This is a genomic window from Marinobacter sp. ST-43, from assembly GCF_030541085.1.
Classification (GTDB): Bacteria; Pseudomonadota; Gammaproteobacteria; order Pseudomonadales; family Oleiphilaceae; genus Marinobacter; species Marinobacter nauticus.
In genome coordinates this window covers 61,300-81,010 of the sequence record NZ_JASSVO010000014.1, presented here as the reverse complement: position 1 = coordinate 81,010, position 19,711 = coordinate 61,300, and the positions used below count along the sequence as shown (strand labels likewise).

At 58.8% G+C, this 19,711-nt stretch carries 18 protein-coding genes; 14 read left to right on the top strand and 4 right to left on the bottom strand.

The genetic code is table 11. The features are described from left to right. The first annotated feature begins 7 nt into the window (after positions 1-7). The 7 genes from QPL98_RS15145 (at position 8) to QPL98_RS15115 (ending at position 5,981) form a co-directional block, all read left to right on the top strand. Positions 8-199 carry a hypothetical protein gene (locus QPL98_RS15145; RefSeq protein WP_022991679.1) on the top strand — a complete coding sequence of 64 codons (192 nt, stop codon included), beginning with the start codon at positions 8-10 and terminating at the stop codon, positions 197-199. A 59-nt stretch (positions 200-258) separates the two neighbouring features. Then, on the top strand, positions 259-747 hold the full coding sequence (locus QPL98_RS15140) for a (2Fe-2S)-binding protein (RefSeq protein ID WP_022991680.1): 489 nt from the start codon (positions 259-261) through the stop codon (positions 745-747). A 1-nt stretch (position 748) separates the two neighbouring features. Beyond that, positions 749-2,947 (top strand): xanthine dehydrogenase family protein molybdopterin-binding subunit, encoded by a 2,199-nt coding sequence (locus tag QPL98_RS15135; RefSeq protein ID WP_303293544.1) that lies wholly within the window; start codon positions 749-751, stop codon positions 2,945-2,947. Positions 2,948-3,036: 89 nt separating this feature from the next. After that, complete coding sequence (locus tag QPL98_RS15130) at positions 3,037-3,663, top strand: methylthioribulose 1-phosphate dehydratase (protein WP_303293543.1); 627 nt, start codon at positions 3,037-3,039, stop codon at positions 3,661-3,663. Further along, positions 3,660-4,217, top strand: a complete 558-nt coding sequence (locus QPL98_RS15125; RefSeq protein WP_011784424.1) for an acireductone dioxygenase — start codon at positions 3,660-3,662, stop codon at positions 4,215-4,217. The genes QPL98_RS15130 and QPL98_RS15125 overlap by 4 nt, the downstream gene beginning before the upstream one ends. Further along, on the top strand, positions 4,217-4,909 hold the full coding sequence (mtnC, locus tag QPL98_RS15120) for an acireductone synthase (RefSeq protein ID WP_303293542.1): 693 nt from the start codon (positions 4,217-4,219) through the stop codon (positions 4,907-4,909). The genes QPL98_RS15125 and mtnC overlap by 1 nt, the downstream gene beginning before the upstream one ends. Before the next feature lie 10 nt (positions 4,910-4,919). Beyond that, positions 4,920-5,981 carry a DUF3080 domain-containing protein gene (locus tag QPL98_RS15115; RefSeq protein ID WP_303293541.1) on the top strand — a complete coding sequence of 354 codons (1,062 nt, stop codon included), beginning with the start codon at positions 4,920-4,922 and terminating at the stop codon, positions 5,979-5,981. 13 nt (positions 5,982-5,994) lie between these two features. Here the strand turns inward: QPL98_RS15115 and QPL98_RS15110 are convergent, their stop codons facing one another. From QPL98_RS15110 to arsC, 4 genes are read right to left on the bottom strand one after another with little or no spacing between them, the layout of a single operon-like run. Further along, positions 5,995-7,779 (bottom strand): GspE/PulE family protein, encoded by a 1,785-nt coding sequence (locus tag QPL98_RS15110; RefSeq protein WP_227501061.1) that lies wholly within the window; start codon positions 7,777-7,779, stop codon positions 5,995-5,997. A 47-nt stretch (positions 7,780-7,826) separates the two neighbouring features. Then, on the bottom strand, positions 7,827-8,186 hold the full coding sequence (locus tag QPL98_RS15105; protein ID WP_014421925.1) for a DUF2069 domain-containing protein: 360 nt from the start codon (positions 8,184-8,186) through the stop codon (positions 7,827-7,829). 42 nt (positions 8,187-8,228) lie between these two features. After that, complete coding sequence (gene wrbA, locus QPL98_RS15100) at positions 8,229-8,834, bottom strand: NAD(P)H:quinone oxidoreductase (protein ID WP_303293540.1); 606 nt, start codon at positions 8,832-8,834, stop codon at positions 8,229-8,231. A gap of 15 nt (positions 8,835-8,849) precedes the next feature. Further along, on the bottom strand, positions 8,850-9,203 hold the full coding sequence (gene arsC, locus QPL98_RS15095; protein ID WP_303293539.1) for an arsenate reductase (glutaredoxin): 354 nt from the start codon (positions 9,201-9,203) through the stop codon (positions 8,850-8,852). A 67-nt stretch (positions 9,204-9,270) separates the two neighbouring features. On the opposite strand from arsC, the gene QPL98_RS15090 reads away from it, so the two are divergent. The 7 genes from QPL98_RS15090 (at position 9,271) to eno (ending at position 19,688) form a co-directional block, all read left to right on the top strand. Further along, positions 9,271-9,747, top strand: coding sequence for a TlpA disulfide reductase family protein (locus QPL98_RS15090; protein ID WP_303293538.1), 477 nt, complete (start codon positions 9,271-9,273; stop codon positions 9,745-9,747). A 2-nt stretch (positions 9,748-9,749) separates the two neighbouring features. Next, positions 9,750-13,232: a DNA polymerase III subunit alpha gene (gene dnaE, locus QPL98_RS15085; RefSeq protein WP_303293537.1), complete on the top strand. Its 3,483-nt coding sequence runs from the start codon at positions 9,750-9,752 to the stop codon at positions 13,230-13,232. Between the two features lie 102 nt (positions 13,233-13,334). Beyond that, a complete protein-coding gene (accA, locus tag QPL98_RS15080; protein ID WP_011784433.1) occupies positions 13,335-14,288 on the top strand; it encodes an acetyl-CoA carboxylase carboxyl transferase subunit alpha in 954 nt (317 codons plus the stop codon). Next, positions 14,272-15,609 carry a tRNA lysidine(34) synthetase TilS gene (gene tilS / locus QPL98_RS15075; RefSeq protein WP_303293536.1) on the top strand — a complete coding sequence of 446 codons (1,338 nt, stop codon included), beginning with the start codon at positions 14,272-14,274 and terminating at the stop codon, positions 15,607-15,609. The genes accA and tilS overlap by 17 nt, the downstream gene beginning before the upstream one ends. A gap of 88 nt (positions 15,610-15,697) precedes the next feature. Beyond that, the gene (locus QPL98_RS15070) at positions 15,698-17,326 is read left to right on the top strand and encodes a CTP synthase (protein WP_022991690.1); all 1,629 of its coding nucleotides are present in this window, start codon (positions 15,698-15,700) and stop codon (positions 17,324-17,326) included. A 2-nt stretch (positions 17,327-17,328) separates the two neighbouring features. Further along, positions 17,329-18,174, top strand: a complete 846-nt coding sequence (gene kdsA, locus QPL98_RS15065) for a 3-deoxy-8-phosphooctulonate synthase (protein ID WP_303293535.1) — start codon at positions 17,329-17,331, stop codon at positions 18,172-18,174. Positions 18,175-18,392: 218 nt separating this feature from the next. Next, positions 18,393-19,688 carry a phosphopyruvate hydratase gene (gene eno / locus QPL98_RS15060; protein WP_303293534.1) on the top strand — a complete coding sequence of 432 codons (1,296 nt, stop codon included), beginning with the start codon at positions 18,393-18,395 and terminating at the stop codon, positions 19,686-19,688. The last annotated feature ends 23 nt before the right edge of the window (positions 19,689-19,711 follow it).

The following is a 19,711-nucleotide window of genomic DNA, read 5'->3' as shown; positions in this document are numbered from 1 at the left end:
AATTAAGATGCGTTTGATTTTAGTGGCTTTGATTTCTGTACTGACATTGGCCGGCTGTAAAGACCGGGTAATCTGGAACGACAATGGCAAAGTGGAAAGTGCCACCCAGAACCGTGAAGTCTGGGATTCCAACGGCAAGCTGGAAACCGGTGAGCGCAAGATCTGGGTAAACAAGGATGGTGAAGACGTCGTCAAGTAAAGGCGTGGCGGTAAAACGCCCCGAACCTGCCAAAACAATAACATGATGAGGAGCACGGAATGGCTTTCACGCTGACTGTGAACGGTCGCCAGCATTCGCTGGATGTCGAACCCGATACCCCGTTGTTATGGGTGCTTCGGGATGAACTTGGGCTGAAAGGGACCAAGTTTGGCTGCGGTGCAGGCCTCTGTGGCGCCTGCACTGTGCACCTGAACGGTCAGCCCGCCCGTTCCTGCTCTACGCCGGTGGAGATGGCTGAAGGTGCCGAAATCACCACCATCGAAGGCCTGTCCGCTGATGGCGAGTTGCATCCGTTACAGAAAGCCTGGGTGGAACAGGGGGTGCCCCAGTGTGGTTATTGCCAGTCTGGCCAGATCATGACGGCCGCGCACCTGCTGGCCAACAACCCCTCTCCGGATCGCGAACAGATCGTCACCGCCATGACCGGCAACCTGTGTCGCTGCGGCACCTATCCTCGCATTGTGGCTGCGGTTGAGTCCGTCGCCGGTGGTGTGGGTCAGTACCAGACGGCCGGGGAGGATGCGTAATATGGCGATGAATCGACGGGATTTCCTGAAGGTCAGCACCTCGGCTTCCGGTGGACTGCTATTGGCGCTGAATCTGCCTGGTTGTGCCTCCGTGCAAACCGGCTATGAGCCTGAAACCGGAGAATGGAAACCGAACGCCTGGCTGGAACTCACCCTGGACAACGACATTATTTTCACCCTGGATCGGGTTGAGATGGGCCAGGGCACCTACACCGGCCTTACCACTTTGATAGCGGAGGAGCTGGATGTAGCGCCGGAGGCCATTCGCGTGGAATTTGCCCCGGTTGCTCCGGAGTACCGTAACCCGTTGTTCGGGCTCCAGCTTACCGGTGGCAGCACCAGTGTCGCCTCCAGTTGGCAGCCCCTGCGGGAGGCCGGAGCTTCGGCGCGACTGATGCTGGTGATGGCCGCCGCCCGGGTTTGGCGGGTCGAGCCGGGACAATGCAAAACGGAGGGCGGGTACGTACGCCACCCCAACGGCCTGGATTCCATGCCCTATGGCAAACTGGTGGAGTTGGCGGACAAAGAGGTGATTCGTGGTGATGTGCCACTGAAACCCCGCTCCCAGTGGAAATACATCGGCCGACAGGCCGGAAGGCTGGATGCCGAGGCCAAGTCCACCGGCCAGGCGATGTACGGGATAGACGTAGAGCTGCCGGATATGGTCTATGCCGTTATGACCCGGAGCCCCCGCTATGGCGGACTGGCGGTCAGTTTCAACCGCGATCAGGTTCGGGCCATGCCGGGCGTGCTTGATGCCTTCATCACCGAGCGCGGTGTGGCCGTAGTGGCAGATCGCTACTGGCGAGCCCGCAAGGCTCAGGAAGCGCTGGCAGTTGAGTGGGATTTTTCCGAGGCCGTCGGGTTATCCAATCCGGACGTGTTCAAACACTATCGTCAGGCCGCCGGTGATGATCCCGGCGAGGACGAACGGGTGGACGGTGACCCCGAGGCTGTTCTGGAGAAAGCGGGTACCCTGGTGGAGGCTGAATATGAGCAGCCGTACCTGGCCCACGCCACCATGGAACCAATGAATGCGACCGCCTGGTATCGGGACGGTGGCATGGAAGTCTGGGCGCCGACCCAGGCGCCGGATCTGGGCCGCATAGCCGCCGCGCGACACACCGATCTCTCTCCGGATGACGTGACTATCCACACGACCTTTCTTGGCGGTGGCTTCGGCCGCAGGTTGACCCAGGACTACATTGAGGAAGCAGCCCTGGTCGCCTACCGGGTGAAAGTGCCGGTCAAACTGATCTGGTCCCGGGAAGAAGACACCCGCCATGGCTTTTTCCGCCCGGCCATGTTGCATCGTATGGCGGCCAGTCTGGAGGATGGGCAGTTGACGGGCTGGGATCATCAGATTGTTGGCCCGCAGATACTTGACTGGTACGTCCGGAACGCTGCACCAGCCCAGTACCCCTGGGCACCAAAATTACTGTACGGCACATTGGGCCGGGTTGGCCTGATGGTTGAAGGTATCGCAACCCCGAAAGACATTTCGGCCATTGAGGGTGCTATTGGCTATCCCTACGCGGTACCCAATGTCCGGGTTCGGCATACCCATACTGACCCGGGCGTGCCAATTACCTGGTGGCGCTCCGTGGGCTATTCCCACAATGGTTTCGCGGTTGAGACCTTTATGGATGAACTCGCCAACCAGGCCAACGAAGATCCAGTCAGTTTCCGGCTGAAACTGCTGGAGAGTGAGCCCCGTCATCGGCGGGTTCTGGAGCGGGCTGCCGAGCTGGCGGGCTGGAACCAGCCGGTGCCAGAGGGCAGGGCGCGCGGAGTGGCCTTGTTCAAGAGCTTTGGTACCTATGTTGCCCAGGTGGTGGAAGCCAGTATTGAGCAGGGTGGAATTCGCGTTCATAAGGTCACGTGCAGCGTGGACTGTGGTCAGGTGGTGAACCCGCGAATTGTCGAGGATCAGATGACCGGCGGCATTGTCTTTGGCCTGACGGCGGCGCTGAACGGGGAAATTACCCTGGAGGGCGGCGAGGTGCAGCAAAGTAACTTCCACGATTATCGTCTGCTGCATATGCATCAGGTACCGGAGATGGTGGTGGATATTGTCGACAGCGAAGAGCCGCCCACCGGCGTTGGGGAACCTGGCGTCCCGCCGGTGATTCCGGCCCTGGGCAACGCCTTGTTTGCGCTGACCGGCAAGCGCCAGCGCCGTCTGCCCCTTAAAGCCTGAGCGGAATCGGTTTTACCCGGGCTGGGGTGGTTCTATAATGGCGCCAGATTCGCGCCCGGGCAGGGCTCGTACCAACCCGGAGGATGCCTGTGTTTGATGTAACCCGCTACGCCACCGCCGCCCAATCCATCGTCGAGGCCGGCCGCTTTCTCTACGACCGCGGCTGGTCGCCCGCCACCAGCAGTAATTATTCGGCTCGTATCGATGGCGACCATGTGGCGATAACGGTATCTGGCCGGCACAAGGGCCAGTTGGGCGCAGGCGACGTCATGGTGGTGGATCTTCATGGCCAGGCGGTGCAAAGCGATTGCCGCTCGTCGGCAGAAACCCTTCTGCACACGGTGATCTATCAGCTTTATCCCGAGGTTGGCGCCGTTCTGCATACCCACTCGGTCAAGGCTACCGTGCTTAGCCGCCTGATCCCGGCGGGGCAGGCACTGGAGCTTGAAGGCTATGAGCTACAGAAAGCCTTCAATGGCGTGCAAACCCATGAGGGTCAGCTGATTGTTCCCGTGTTCGACAACACCCAGGATATTCCGGCACTGGCTGAGGAAACCCGGGACTGGTTTGCGCGTCACCCGGAACAGCCTGGATACCTTATCCGCGGCCATGGTCTTTACACCTGGGGCCGCACGATGGCCGATTGCCTGCGCCATATTGAAGCGTTTGAATTTCTCTTTGAATGTGAACTCGAAACCATGAGGGTACGCCGATGACCACCCTGAGCATTTTTCATCAGAACCAGCCCGAGCAGGCCCAGACAGTCGTAACAGACCCGGACACCATCCGGAATAAACTGAGTGCCCACGGTGTGCATTTCGATCGTTGGGCAACCCGCGATCTGCCGGCCGATGCCACTCAGGAGGAGATTCTTGAGGCCTATGCCGACGAAGTGGCACGGCTCAAGCAGGATTGGGGGTTTCAGACCGCCGACGTGGTCAGCCTGACCGCGGATCACCCCCAGAAAGACGCGTTCCGTCAGAAATTTCTGGATGAGCACACCCACAGCGAGGACGAAGTGCGCTTCTTCGTTCGTGGTCAGGGGTTGTTTTACCTGCACTTCGGTGACCAGGTATACGCGCTGCTGTGCGAGAAGAATGACCTGATCAGTGTGCCTGACGGCACCCGGCACTGGTTTGATATGGGGCCGGAGCCTGAGTTCACCTGTATCCGGTTATTCAGCAACCCGGAAGGCTGGGTTGCGAGCTTTACCGGTGAGGATATCGCTTCCCGGCTGCCACGTTATGAGAGCCTGGCGGGAGGGGCCTGATGATTCGAGTGATCCTGACGGACATCGAGGGCACCACCAGTTCGATCTCCTTTGTACACGATGTCCTGTTTCCCTACGCCAGCGAGCACCTGCCAGGGTTTATCCGGGCCAACCACCACACTCTGCCGGCGGTGGCGGAACAGCTGGCGCGGGTGGCAGAGATCAGTGGTACTGACCCGAAAGATATCGATGGCCTGATTGATGTGCTGCAAGGGTGGATTGCCGAAGATCGCAAAGAGGGCTCACTCAAGGCTCTGCAAGGCATGGTCTGGGAGCAGGGCTATCATAGTGGTGAGCTGAAAGGCCATATCTATCCGGATGCCGCGGATTATCTCAAGCGCTGGCATGATCGGGGCCTGAGACTGTTCGTATATTCCTCCGGATCCGTCAAGGCCCAGAAGTTGATCTTCGGCCACAGCAATGAAGGCGACTTCACGGTTTTCTTCTCAGGCTATTTTGACACGGCCGTCGGGGGAAAAAAGGAGGCGCAGTCCTATCGCAACATTCTTGCGGAACTGGGAGTCGATGCGGGCACTGTATTGTTTCTGTCCGATGTTGAGGAAGAACTGCGTGCTGCCGAGGAAGCCGGCCTGAAAACTGTTTGGCTGGTAAGAGAAGGCGAACTGCCGGATACCGCCCGGGTCGTGGCCAGGGATTTTTCGGAGGTTGATGCGCTTTTGCGCAAACGATAGGAGGTGATTCATGCCCGGGCGCCGCTGGTATTCATGGCTGTTGCCGGGGGTGTGTGCACTGAGCCTGGTCGGCTGCAATCCCTTTTCAGACGCTGAATCCCTCACCGGTGAGTATCTGGAACGTTTGGCCCGGGTGCTCGATACCGCGCCCGTTACCAGGGCAGAGCTGCCCGCCGCCTCCATTCCCCCCAGGCGGCGGGAGCGTGTGCTGGCCTTGCCGGAGCTGGACCTGGGCATGCTGGATTTTCTGTCGCTTTACGGCTGCGAGCTCCAGTATGTGGTGGGCGAACGCAATTCCGTGATGGGCAAGGTGATGCAGCCCATCAATCAGTTACGCTATGAGACTCGTTTTATCCGTGCCGCGGAGGCCTGTCTGCCCGAGGTAGACGACGAGGAACTGACAGACGCCCTGGAATCCGCCATTGAAAGCAAACGGGACAGTCTGCCGCTGGCTGTCTGGAATGCTACCTGGGGCACCGAGGAAGTAGAGCGCCAGTTTACCCTGTCCAAAGGGTATTATCCGGTGGCGGAAACGGGCAATCCCGCGTCGGATCTGGTCCGGGATCTGCAGCAGCTGAACCGCCAGGTGGAAGCCTTACTGGCTCAGAAGCTCGAGATCTCCCTGGAGAATCTCGGCCAGGTCCATCAGCGCTGGCAGGCGGATGTGCTGGCGGGCCAGACTATTAACAGCGCCCGCTTGCTGATCAGCACCCTGAATGCCGGCACCGAGCTGCTCGGCACTCGACTGGAGGGCCGGCCGCTGTGTCTCAATGGCCAGCCCAATAACCAGTCGGAAATTGTTCAGAACTTCTTCTTCAGTATCTATATCGGAAAAATCCAGCCGTACATGAGTGATGTCAGCCGGGCACGGGATGCGCTGATTGCGGGCTTTGAGGAACTCACCAGACAGCAGCAAGCCGTGATGCCAGAGAGTTTTACGCCCTGGTACCAGCGTCATCTGGCGGCCGATACCCGGAATAGCCTCTGGCAGGAACTGGATCAGGCCATGATGCGGCATACCCGGCACTGGCAGGATCTCTTGGGGCAGTGCGGGCTTCGTCCGGGCGCCTGATTGTCCGTTTTGTTCAGCGTTGGCTTTCCGGCGTTACCCTCAGAATTTCCTCCACCGTGGTCAGTCCCGCGGCCACTTTCTGGGCGCCATTGAGCCGCAATGACTTCATGCCTTCTTTGTAGGCATCCAACCGAAGCTGTTCCAGCTCGCAGTGATCGGTGATCTGGCGGGTGAGTTTGTCTGACAGTGCCATAATCTCGTATACCCCTGCTCGGCCCATGTAACCGGTGTTCCGGCATTCCAGGCAGCCGACCGGCTGGTAGAACTGCCGGGGCAGCAGTGCCTTCCACGGCCGGGTCAGCGTCTGCCAGGCGTGAGCATCCGACTCCCCGGGCTGCTTGCAGTGCGGGCAGAGCGTACGCGCCAGTCGCTGGGCCATCACGCCGAGTACCGTGGCCCGGATCAGATAGGGCGGAATGCCCAGCTCCATCAGGCGGGTGATGGCGCTGGGGGCATCGTTGGTATGCAGCGTTGAGAGAACCAGATGCCCGGTTAGCGCTGCCTGCACTGCCATTTCAGCGGTTTCCAGATCCCGGATCTCACCGATCATGATGATGTCCGGGTCCTGCCGCAGCAGGGCACGAACACCGTGGGCAAAGGTCAGGTCGATATTGGTTTGCACCTGCATCTGGTTGAATGCGGGCTCCACCATCTCGATCGGATCCTCAATGGTGCAGATGTTGAGCTCCGGAGATGCCAGTTGTTTGAGTGTGGAATACAGCGTGGTGGTTTTACCGGAACCGGTGGGCCCGGTTACCAGCACGATACCGTGGGGCCGCGAGGTCATGGTTTGCCAGCGTTCCCGGTCTTCCTTGCTGAAGCCCAGTTGCTCGAAGGATTTGAGCAGTACCTCCGGGTCAAAAATCCGCATCACCATTTTTTCACCGAACGCCGTTGGCATAGTGGCCAGGCGCAGCTCCACTTCGCTGTTATCGGGTTTGCGGGTCTTGATGCGGCCGTCCTGGGGTCGTCGTTTCTCGGCCACGTTCAGGCGCCCGAGGATTTTCAGGCGGCTGGTTACGGCCACCCCAACATGTTCCGGGAATTCGTAGACGTTGTGCAGTACCCCGTCGATCCGGAACCGCACCTGGGTAACCGTGCGCCGGGGCTCTATATGAATGTCGGAGGCTCGCTGCTCGAAGGCATATTGCAGCAGCCAGTCAACAATTTTGACTACATGCTGGTCGTTGGCGTCCGGATTCTCGCTGGCGCCGAGGTCCAGCAACTGTTCGAAATTCTGATTTCCGGTACCGCTTGACGACTGGCCGCCACTGGCTTTGCTGACCGAGCTTGCCAGTTGATAGAACTCGACGGTGTAACGGCGGATATCCTCTGGATTGGCGACCACCCGGCGAATGTCCTTGCGTACCGCCTGGCGGAGGTTGCTTTCCCATTCCCGCTTGAAAGGTTCGGTGCTGGCAATTACGACTTCATCCGGTGTGATCTCCACCGCGAGAATGCCATGGCGTTGTGCGAAGGCGTAGGACATCACCCGCGCGATGGCCGGCGTGTCGATCTTGAGCGGGTCTATATGGTAGTAGTCCTGACCACCCCAGCGCGCAAGCCAATGGGTCAGCCGCTCCAGATCAAGAGTTCGGCCGTCCCGCTGGCTGGTCAGTGCGGCAATTGCCACCAGTTCAAGAGGGTGCCGCTGTGGCGTATGGCCGGCACCCGAGGCGGCACCGAGATTGGCCGTCAGTACTTTTTCAGCATCTCGCTGGGCGATCTCGCCGCTTTCCACCAGCGCTGAGCAGATGTCCCTCAAGGTCAGGGTCTGGCGATGCGGCGGTGCCGGCATGGTCACGATGTCATTCGCCATCTATGTGCCTCCGGGAGCCATCAGCATCAGTTTGCGACCGGTCGATTGACCTTGAGGTGCACCATGGCAACGGTAAACAACAGGAATGTCAGAATAGTCAGTGTCACCGGGCCGGCCGCGCCCTCCGACAGCCAGGCCGAAACCACGGCCTGAGTGAAGTAGAAGATCACCACAAAGGCCAGCCAGATATAACCCCGATTGTGACCGCGGAAGACCGGCACTGCAAAAGCCAGCAGCGGCAGGAGTTTGACGGTCAGCATCAGCGGTATGGAGACGCCCTCGACCGGCGCGGGCCAGAACGTAGTGACCAGCAGGGTGGCGAGCACGGCCAGGTAAAGGGCGATGGTCAGGCGTGCGGTATTTCTGGCTTTGTCGTTGTGGAGCATGGAGCAGTCCGCATTAAGGGTTGTTTGAAAGTTTGGTCCAGTTTAGTTGGCCAGTTTCAGGGCCAGTCTGGCGAGGCGTTCACCGAAGGCCTGGCACAGGGTTTTCTCATGGTCACTCAGAGCCTGCTGTTCACCCGTGCCGGCCCAGTGGGAGGGGCCATACGGTGTGCCTCCGGTGGCGGTCTCGTTGAGCGCGCTTTCGGAATAGGGCAGGCCACACAGTACCATGCCGTGATGCAGTAACGGCATCATCATGGTTAGCAAGGTGGTTTCCTGGCCCCCGTGCAGGCTGCCGGTGGAGGTAAAGGCGCCTGCCGGTTTGCCGGCCAGTTTGCCGTTGAGCCAGAGGTCGCCGGTGCCGTCCAGAAAGTGCTTGAGTGGTGCTGCCATGTTCCCGAAGCGGGTCGGGCTACCCAGGGCGAGACCTGCGCACTCCGCCAGGTCGGCTTTGGTGGCATAGGGTGCTCCGGCATCCGGTACCGGGGGCAGGCTGGCGGCGGTGTCCGGGGAAACCGGTGGAACCGTCCGGATTCTGGCTTCAATGCCTGGCACTCTGGCAACGCCGCGGCCTATCTGGGTGGCCATCTCGGCGGTCTGTCCGTTGCGGCTGTAATAGAGTACCAACAGATAGGGGGTGGTCTCGGTCATCGGTAACCCTGGTTGTCAGAGAATGTCCAGTACGCTTTCTGGAGGCCGGCCGACGGCGGCCTTGCCGTTAGCCAGCACGATCGGGCGCTCTATCAGTTTCGGTGTATTCACCATGGCACGTACCAGGACTTCGCGGCTGAGATCCGGGTTGTCCAGCCCTTGTTCCCGGTATTCGGCTTCCTTGGTTCGCATGAGTTCCCTGGGTTCGCAACCAAGCAGATCCAGAATGTGTAGAAGTTCCTGCTCTGTCGGTGGCGTCTCAAGGTAGCGTATAATCTCCGGTTCGATGCCCTTTTGCTGCAACAGTTCCAGGGTCTGGCGTGATTTTGAGCACCTGGGGTTATGGAAAATACGGGTAGCTTCTGTCATGGTCGTGGCCGTTTAACCTATTGATTGCAGACTTTTCAGGGGCGTTAGTCTAACAGGAGGATAACCCTTGCAGTACCCTCAGTCCGGGCTCTTTTGTAGTGGCGAACGTTGGCTGGCATGGCCGGTACTCATGCTGATGCTGTTGTTGGTCTCAGGTTGTGAAAAGATCGAGCTGGAACGGGCCGACGGCACCCTGGCCAACTGGGACAAGTACCGCGGCCAATGGGTACTGGTGAATTACTGGGCGGAGTGGTGCAAACCCTGCCTTGAGGAAATCCCCGAGCTGAACGAGTTGGACAAGGCTCCGGATATTGCGGTGCTTGGGGTTAATTTTGATGGCGTTACGGGTGTGCCGCTGGTTGAACTTGGCGAACGTATGGGGATTGAATTTACCATGCTGGCCTCTGATCCGGGGCCCGGGTTCGGTTGGCAGGTGCCGATGGCGCTGCCTGCCACTTTCGTTGTGGATCTTGAAGGCACCCTGATTGAGGCCCGATTCGGGCCCCAGACCGAAGAAGACATCCGAGCACTGATTGGCGAATGACCATGGCAAACACCTTTGTACACCTGCGCGTTCACTCCGAATACTCCATGGTGGATGGCCTGGTTCGGGTCAAACCGTTGATCGGCCGGGTCGCGGAACTGGGCATGCCGGCGGTTGGCCTGACCGAACAGTCCAACATGTGCTCACTGGTACGTTTCTACAAGGCCGCCATGGGCGCGGGCGTCAAGCCCATTATCGGTGCCGATATCTGGCTGGAGAATCCGGATGAGCCCGAAACCCCGTTCCGGCTGACCTTGCTGGCCCGAGACAACGATGGTTACCTGAACCTGACGGAGATCATTTCCCAGGGCTATACCGAAGGCCAGCGCTACGGCAAGCCGATTGTCCAGAAAAGCTGGCTGGAATCCCGTGCCAAGGGCCTGATTGTGCTGTCCGGCGCCAAGATGGGGGACGTCGGCAAGGCCTTGCTGGCCGGGAAGCCGGAACTGGCCAGGGAGCGTGCAGACTACTGGCGAAAACTGTATCCCGACAGTTATTACCTGGAATTGCAGCGCACCGGGCGGGCCGGTGACGAAGATTGTCTGCACATGAGTGTGGAGTTGGCGGCTGAACTCGGTTTACCGGTGGTGGCGACCAATGATGTGCACTTCCTCGAGGCGGATGATTTCGAAGCCCACGAAGCCCGGGTCTGCATCGGCGAAAGCCGGACTCTGGACGATCCCAGGCGGGATCGTCGGTTCAGCGACCAGCAATATCTTCGCAGCGCCGAGGAAATGATCGAGCTGTTCTCGGACATTCCGGAAGCCGTGGAAAACACCGTGGAAATCGCCAGGCGCTGTTCGGTGAAGGTCCGGATGGGCGAATACTTTCTGCCTAATTACCCCATTCCGGACGGTATGACCATGGACGAATATTTTCGCCATGTGTCGGAAGAAGGACTGGAAGCCCGGCTGGCGAAGACCCTGAGCAAGGACGATCCGGAGTATGATCAAAAGCGTGAAGAGTATTACAAGCGCCTGAAGTTTGAGCTGGATATCATTATCCAGATGGGGTTCCCCGGCTACTTCCTGATCGTAATGGACTTCATCAAGTGGGCCAAGAACAACGGCGTTCCGGTAGGGCCGGGCCGGGGTTCCGGTGCAGGCTCGCTGGTGGCGTATGCGCTGCTGATCACGGACCTGGATCCATTGGAATACGACCTGCTGTTCGAGCGGTTCCTTAACCCGGAGCGGGTCTCCATGCCTGACTTCGACGTCGACTTCTGCATGGAAGGCCGGGACCGCGTCATCGACTACACCGCCCAGAAATACGGCCGGGAAGCGGTATCCCAGATTATTACCTTCGGTACCATGGCCGCCAAGGCGGTGGTCCGTGATGTGGCCCGGGTGCAGGGAAAATCCTATGGCCTGGCAGACAAACTCTCCAAACTGATCCCCTTTGAAGTGGGCATGACCCTGAACAAGGCGATCGAGCAGGAGCCCCAGCTCAAAGAATTCCTGGAGCAGGATGAAGAAGCCCAGGAAATCTGGGAGATGGCTCTGAAGCTGGAAGGCGTGTGCCGCAACGCCGGCAAGCACGCCGGGGGCGTGGTGATCGCACCCACCAAGATCACCGATTTTTCGCCGCTTTACTGTGATGACGAAGGCGGCAGTCTGGTGACCCAATTTGACAAGGGCGATGTGGAAGACGCCGGCCTGGTGAAATTTGACTTTCTGGGCCTGCGAACCCTGACCATCATCAAATGGGCACTGAACATGATCAACCCGCGCCGGCAGCAGCGTGGGGAAGGCGAGCTCGACATCAGCGCGATTCCGCTGGACGACAAGCCCTCTTTTGACATGCTCAAGAAGGCAGAGACCACGGCGGTATTCCAGTTGGAATCCCGGGGTATGAAAGATCTTATCCGCCGCCTGCAACCGGACTCCCTGGAAGACATGATCGCCCTGGTCGCCCTGTTCCGTCCCGGTCCGCTGCAGTCCGGCATGGTGGATGACTTTATTGACCGGAAGCACGGTCGGCAGCCGTTGTCTTATCCGCACCCGGATTACCAGTATCAGGGCCTGAAGCCGGTTCTGGAGCCCACCTACGGGGTTATCCTGTACCAGGAGCAGGTCATGCAGATCGCTCAGGTGATGGCGGGCTATACCCTTGGTGGCGCCGACATGCTGCGCCGGGCCATGGGTAAGAAGAAGCCTGAAGAAATGGCCAAGCAGAAGGCCATCTTCCTGGACGGTTGTGAAAACAACGGCATCGACAAGACGCTGGCGGAAAACATTTTTGACCTGGTGGAGAAGTTCGCCGGTTACGGCTTCAACAAGTCCCACTCCGCCGCCTACGCGCTGGTGTCTTACCAGACTCTGTGGCTGAAAGCCCACTATCCGGCCGAGTTTATGGCCGCGGTACTCACCGCCGATATGCAGAACACCGACAAGGTGGTGACGCTGGTGGAAGAGTGCCGCAACATGAAGCTGGACTTGCTGGTGCCGGACGTCAGCCGGTCCGCTTATACCTTTACCGTTAACGATCAGGGCCAGATTGTGTACGGCCTGGGCGCAATCAAGGGCCTGGGTGAAGGTCCCATCGAGAGCATTGTGGAAGCGGCCAAAGCAGGCCCCTTCCAGGATATCTTTGATTTCTGCCGCCGGGTGGATCTGAAAAAGGTCAACAAGCGGGCCATGGAAGCCCTGATTCGCTCTGGCGCCATGGATAAACTGGGTGCCGATCGCGCCAAGCTGATGGCCAGTATCGACAAGGCCATCCAACAAGCGGACCAGCAGTCCCGCAACGATGCCGCCGGCATGGTGGACATGTTCGGAGAAATGCTTGAGGGCGGTGGCGACGATGAAGACGCCTATGCGGACGTTGCCCACGTTCGGGAGTGGCCGGAGAAAGAGCGTCTGAAAGGCGAAAAGGACACTCTGGGCCTGTACCTTACCGGCCACCCCTTTGATGAATACGAACGGGAAGTGCGTCGGTTTGTCCGTTGCTCAATCGCCGATCTGAAGCCCAATAAATCGCCACAGCGGGTAGCCGGGCTGGTGGTGGCCCAGCGCACCATGAAGACCAAGACCGGCTCTACCATGTGCTTCATTACTCTGGATGATCGCAGCGCCCGGATTGAGGCTACCCTGTTTTCCGAGGCCTTCTTCGAGAACCGGGAGTTGCTGCAGTCGGATCAGGTAATTGTGGTGGAAGGACAGGTCAGCCACGATGATTACTCCGGCCAGATGAAAATGCGGGTCAGCAGCGTGATGGATGTGGCGACCGCCCGTCAGCAATTCAGCCGGGGGATCAAACTGGCGTTGCGTTCAGAGCAGTTGCAGAATGGACTTCTGGAGAAGCTGGACGATACCCTCAGGCCGTTTCGCAGTGAAGGCAGTCCGGTCTGGATTGAGTACCGCAGTGCCGAGGCCAGCACCCGTATTGAACTGGGTGAAAGCTGGCGGGTACAGCCAGACGACACACTGTTGTTCGAGCTGAAGCACTTGGTGGGCGACCAGTCTGTGGAACTGGTCTATGATTAAGACCAATGTCCGCTTTAGCCTTGCCGGCAGCGCTGCTATCTTTGTCCCAAATTCTGGTTTTGGCGGGTTTCGGCCCGCCTGGCAATAAAATGATGGAACATCATGAACCCTAACTACCTGGATTTCGAACAGCCGATCGCCGACCTGGAAGCCAAGATTGAAGAGCTTCGCATGGTGGGTAACGACACCGATATCAATATCACCGACGAAATCAGCCGCCTGAAAAAGAAGAGCATCAGTCTGACCGAGTCGATCTTCTCCGACCTTAAGTCCTGGGACATTGCCCGTCTGGCCCGGCACCCGCGCCGGCCCTATACCCAGGATTATATTGACCTGATCTTCGAGGATTTTGACGAACTGCATGGTGACCGACGCTACGCCGATGATCTGTCGATCATTGGCGGCACCGCTCGCCTCGATAACACGCCGGTCATGATTATCGGCCACCAGAAGGGTCGTGAAGTGCGGGACAAGGTCAAGCGCAACTTCGGGATGCCTCGTCCGGAAGGTTATCGCAAGGCTCTGCGCCTGATGGAAATGGCTGAACGTTTCAAAATGCCGATTCTGACCTTTATCGATACCCCGGGCGCTTATCCCGGTATCGGTGCCGAAGAGCGCGGACAGAGTGAAGCCATCGCATTCAACCTCGCGGTGATGTCGAGACTGAAAACTCCGATTATCTCTACCGTGATCGGCGAGGGTGGTTCCGGTGGCGCACTGGCGATCGGTGTCTGCGACCAGCTCAACATGTTGCAGTACTCCACCTACGCCGTTATTTCTCCGGAAGGCTGCGCCTCCATCCTCTGGAAGAGCGCCGAGTACGCCGCTCAGGCGGCTGAGGCCATGGGCGTTACCGCCGATCGTCTGAAAGAGCTGGGTGTGGCGGATCACGTGATCGATGAGCCGCTGGGCGGCGCTCACCGTAATCCGGAAAAAATGGCGGAAACCCTGAAGACGTCGCTGGCCCAGGGCGTGGCTGAGCTGAGCCGATTGCCGCTGGATGAACTGGTTTCCCGCCGGTACGAGCGTCTTACCCGCTATGACGGCGGGCGGTAACACCGCTCGCCGGGATACCTGGCCCGAAGACCTGATCGGGCCGGTTCAGAAACTTCCCGCCTGTAAAGAACTCTGGGTCGCCCTGAGCGGCGGCCTGGACTCATCCCTGCTTTTGCATGTTGTTGCGGCTGTTTATCCGGGCGTCAGGGCGTTGCACATCAATCATCAGCTACAGCCCAATCACGACCAGACTGAACGCGCCTGTGTGGAGCTCTGTAAGGGATTGGGCGTTGAACTTGAAGTGCGTCGAGTGTCCGTGGATACCGCAGTAGGGAGCCTCGAAGATTCGGCCAGGGCGGCGCGCTATGAGGTCTTCAAGGAGGTTCTGCAAGACGACGACCTTCTGCTGATGGCACACCATGCAGACGACCAGGCGGAAACGGTTCTGTTCCGGCTGCTGCGTGGTACCGGCGTAAACGGTCTGGCCGGAATGCCAACCTCCCGGTCACTCGGGCGAGGGCACCTATACCGGCCCTGGCTTGGCGTAACCCGCAGTCGGTTGGAGCAGGTAGCGCGTGAGCAGGGGGTAAGCTGGACAGAAGACCCCAGCAACCAGAGTGAAGTGCACGACCGCAATTATCTGCGGCACTCGGTAATGCCGGGCCTAAAACAGCGTTGGCCGGGTTTGTTGAAACGCGTTGCCCACACTGCCCGGGCCTGTGCCGAGAGTGAAATCCTGAGTCAGCGGCTGGCGGAGTTGCAATGGCAGAGTTGCGGCGATGATAAAGGTCGAATCCGGCTGGCCCCCTTCTCTGCGCTCGGGCAGATTGAACGCCGGAACCTGGTGCGCTGGTGGATTCATGGCCGGGGATTGCCGGTTCCGGCGCTGTCGGGCTGGGACTCAGCACTTGACCAGTTGATTCATGCCGGGCCGGACCGCTCACCGGAAATTCTTGGAAACGGATTCTGTATCCGCCGTTATCGGGATCATCTGTACCTGGTGGCTGAGGTCCGGATTCCGGAAGCCCCCAGATCCTTGTTGCCTGGTCAGTTATTGAAGTGGGGGTGGTGGACCCTTCAACTGGTTCCGGATTCGCTGAGCACTACACCGGAATCTTCCTGCCCGGAAATAAGGGTATCTACGAGGCAGGGCGGGGAGCGAATCCGGTTCGGGGCCAATTTACCCTCCCGGTCGTTGAAAACCTGGTTGCAGGAGCAGGGCGTGCCGCCCTGGGAGAGAGCAGCACTGCCGTTGGTTTGCGAGGTCTCGGCGGCTGGAGAGGCATGGATTGCCATTGGCGATTTGTGGTGTTCTGAACAATACTCCGGAGGCGCCCATGCCGCCGGCTGGCGGCTGATTGTGGAGCGGGATTGTGATTGAGTAGAGAGGGGCTTTCTGGTAGTCTGGCGTCCCATCTTGAGATGAATAATCTCCCTCCTTCACCGAACCAGATAATCACGGAATCTGCATGACGCGTTATATTTTCGTCACCGGCGGTGTCGTGTCCTCATTGGGGAAAGGTATTGCGTCTGCCTCACTGGCAGCCATCCTTGAGGCACGCGGCCTGAAGGTCACCATTCTCAAGCTGGACCCGTACATCAACGTGGACCCCGGCACCATGAGCCCGTTCCAGCACGGTGAGGTTTTCGTCACCGAAGATGGCGCGGAAACCGACCTCGACCTTGGCCACTACGAGCGTTTCATTCGCACTCCAATGACCAAACGCAATAACTTCACCACCGGCCGGGTGTACGAAGAGGTTATTCGCAAGGAGCGTCGGGGCGATTATCTGGGTGGTACCGTTCAGGTCATTCCGCACATCACCGACGAAATCAAACGCCGTGTGGTGGAAGGCGCAGCGGGTGCCGACGTGGCACTGATTGAAGTCGGTGGCACGGTAGGTGATATCGAATCCCTGCCGTTCCTGGAAGCCTGCCGTCAGCTGAAGGTGGAAGTAGGCTCCCAGCGTGCACTGTTCATGCACCTGACGCTGGTTCCTTACATTGCTACCGCCGGCGAGATCAAAACCAAGCCGACTCAGCATTCCGTGAAAGAAATGCGCTCCATCGGCCTGCAGCCGGATATCCTGCTGTGCCGCTCTGAGCACGAAGTAGACGCCAGCTCCCGTCGCAAGATTGCCCTGTTCACCAACGTGGAAGAGCGTGCGGTCATCCCGATGCAGGATGCCAGGTCCATCTACGCCATTCCGCGCATGCTGCACGAATACGGTCTGGACCAGTTGGTTATCGAACGCTTCGGCCTGGATGCTCGTGAAGCAGACCTGAGCGAATGGGACGCGGTTGTGGATTCACTGATGAATCCGCAGGACGAAGTCACCATCGCCATGGTCGGCAAATACATGGAGCTGCTGGACGCCTACAAGTCCCTGATCGAATCCCTGCTGCACGCCGGTATCAAGACACGCACCAAGGTCAACATCAACTACATCGACTCCGAAGACATCGAACGCGACGGCACCTCCGTGCTGGAATCCGCCGATGCCATTCTGGTGCCCGGTGGCTTTGGTGAGCGTGGCGTGGAAGGCAAGATCCGCACTGTTCAATACGCCCGTGAAAACAAGGTGCCGTATCTGGGCATCTGCCTGGGTATGCAGGTGGCGGTTATCGAATACGCCCGCAACGTGGCAGGCCTGAAAGACGCCCACAGCACGGAATTCCGTGAACACACACCGGAGCCAGTTGTCGGCCTGATCACCGAATGGCTCGATGCCACCGGTGAAAAAGAAGAGCGCACCGAGGAATCCGACCTGGGCGGCACCATGCGTCTGGGTGCCCAGGATTGTGTACTGACTGAAGGCTCCACCATCGTTGGCTGCTACGGCAAGAAGACCATCCGTGAGCGCCATCGTCACCGTTACGAAGTCAACAACCACTTCCTGCCGAGACTGGAAGAAGCAGGCCTGCAAATCTCCGGCCGCTCTGCCGATGGCAAACTGGTTGAAGTGGTGGAGGCGCCGAACCACCCCTGGTTTGTTGCCTGCCAGTTCCACCCGGAATTTACCTCAACACCCCGCGACGGCCATCCGCTGTTCAAGGGCTTTGTTGAAGCCGCGCTGGCGAACAAGAAAGGATCCTGATTATGGTGCGCAGCAACCTGAACGTCTCGGGCATCGAGATCGCCAACGATAGGCCGTTTGTGCTGTTCGGCGGCATGAACGTGCTTGAGTCCAGGGAACTGGCGTTTGAAGTGGCGGAAAAGTATGTGGATGTCTGCACTCGTCTGGGCATCCCGTACGTATTCAAGGCGTCCTTCGACAAAGCCAACCGCTCATCCGTCAACTCCTTCCGCGGCCCCGGCCTCGACAAGGGGTTGCAGATCCTGGCTGATATCAAGAGCAAGTATGGCGTACCGATCATCTCGGACGTGCACGAGCCCGGCCAGGCTGCCCCGGCGGCGGAAGTCTGCGACATCATACAGTTGCCTGCTTTCCTGAGTCGCCAGACTGACCTGGTGGTGGCCATGGCCAAAACCGGTGCGGTAATCAACATCAAGAAAGCCCAGTTCCTGGCACCCCAGGAAATGAAGCATATCATCACCAAGTGCGAAGAAGCCGGCAACGACCAGATCATCCTCTGCGAACGCGGCACCAGCTTCGGCTACAACAACCTGGTGGTGGACATGCTCGGCTTTGGCATCATGAAACAGATGAATGTGCCGGTGTTCTTCGACGTCACCCACGCCCTGCAGATGCCGGGCGGTCGGGCCGACTCCGCCGGTGGCCGCCGAGCCCAGGTCACCGACCTGGCCCTGGCGGGCATGTCCCAAAGCCTGGCGGGCCTGTTCCTTGAGGCTCACCCAGACCCGGATAACGCCAAATGCGATGGCCCCTGCGCCTTGCGCCTGAGCCAGCTGGAACCGTTCCTTGAGCGAGTGAAAGCTGTCGACGATCTGGTAAAAAGTTTTAAACCTATCGACACCGCCTGATTGGCGGTGTTGGTGTTTAAGAGACTGCATACTGAATAGTTTGGGAGCGAGCGACTGGAACGACTTTGCGAAAATTTTGAGGGCCATGGATGGCCCGAAATAAGCGCACATGGATGTGCTTGTAGCGGTTTTCGCAAAGTCGTTCCAGTTGATCGCTCTGGCACCAGCTTGATAGACAACTTAGTGTTTAGATACTGAAAATCTGGAGAAATTTTCGAATGACCAAGATTGCCAACATCAAAGCCCGTGAGGTTCTGGATTCCCGTGGTAACCCCACCGTGGAAGCAGACGTCATCCTGGAAGACGCCACCCTGGGCCGCGCTTGCGCGCCGTCCGGCGCCTCTACCGGTTCCCGCGAAGCTCTGGAACTGCGCGATGGTGACGCCTCCCGTTACCTCGGTAAAGGTGTTCGCAAAGCCGTTGAAGCCATCAACGGTCAGATTCGTGACGCCCTGCTGGGTAAAGATGCCGCCGACCAGCGCAGTCTGGACCAGATCATGATCGACCTGGACGGCACCGAAAACAAAGCCAACCTGGGCGCCAACGCCATCCTGGCCGTATCCCTGGCTGCCGCCAAAGCCGCAGCGATCTCCCTGGGCAAGCCTCTGTATGAGCACATCGCCGATGTAAACGGCACCTCCGGCAAGTTCTCCATGCCGGTGCCGATGATGAACATCCTCAACGGTGGTGAGCACGCCGACAACAACGTCGACATCCAGGAATTCATGGTCCAGCCGGTCTCCGTGAACAGCTTCGGTGAAGCCCTGCGCGTTGGTGCCGAAATCTTCCATAGCCTCAAGAAAGTGCTGAAGGCCCAGGGCCTGAATACAGCCGTAGGCGACGAAGGCGGTTTTGCACCCAACCTGCCGTCCAACGAAGCAGCCCTGGCGGCGATCAAGGAAGCCGTCGAGAAAGCCGGTTATGAACTGGGCAAAGACGTCACTCTGGCGCTGGACTGTGCCTCTTCCGAGTTTTACAAAGATGGCCAGTACCAGCTGTCTGGTGAAGGCAAGAGCTTCGATTCCGAAGGCTTTGCCGATTACCTGTCCGGCCTGTGCGACCGTTACCCGATTGTGTCCATCGAAGATGGTATGGACGAGAGCGACTGGGACGGCTGGAAAGTGCTGACCGACAAACTGGGCAGCAAGGTTCAACTGGTCGGGGATGACCTTTTTGTCACCAATACCAAGATTCTGAAGCAGGGTATCGAGAAGGGCATTGGTAATTCCATTCTGATCAAGTTCAATCAGATCGGTAGCCTGACCGAGACTCTGGATGCCATCAAGATGGCTCAGGATGCTGGCTACACGGCGGTCATTTCTCACCGCTCCGGTGAAACCGAAGATACCACCATTGCGGATCTGGCCGTAGCTACCTGTGCTGGCCAGATCAAAACTGGTTCTCTGTGTCGTTCCGACCGGGTTGCCAAGTACAACCAGCTGCTGCGTATTGAAGAGGCGCTGGAAGGCAAGGCACCATACCGTGGCCTGAGCGAAATCAAAGGTCAGGGTTGAGGATTAGCGACGTTTTCTGACCT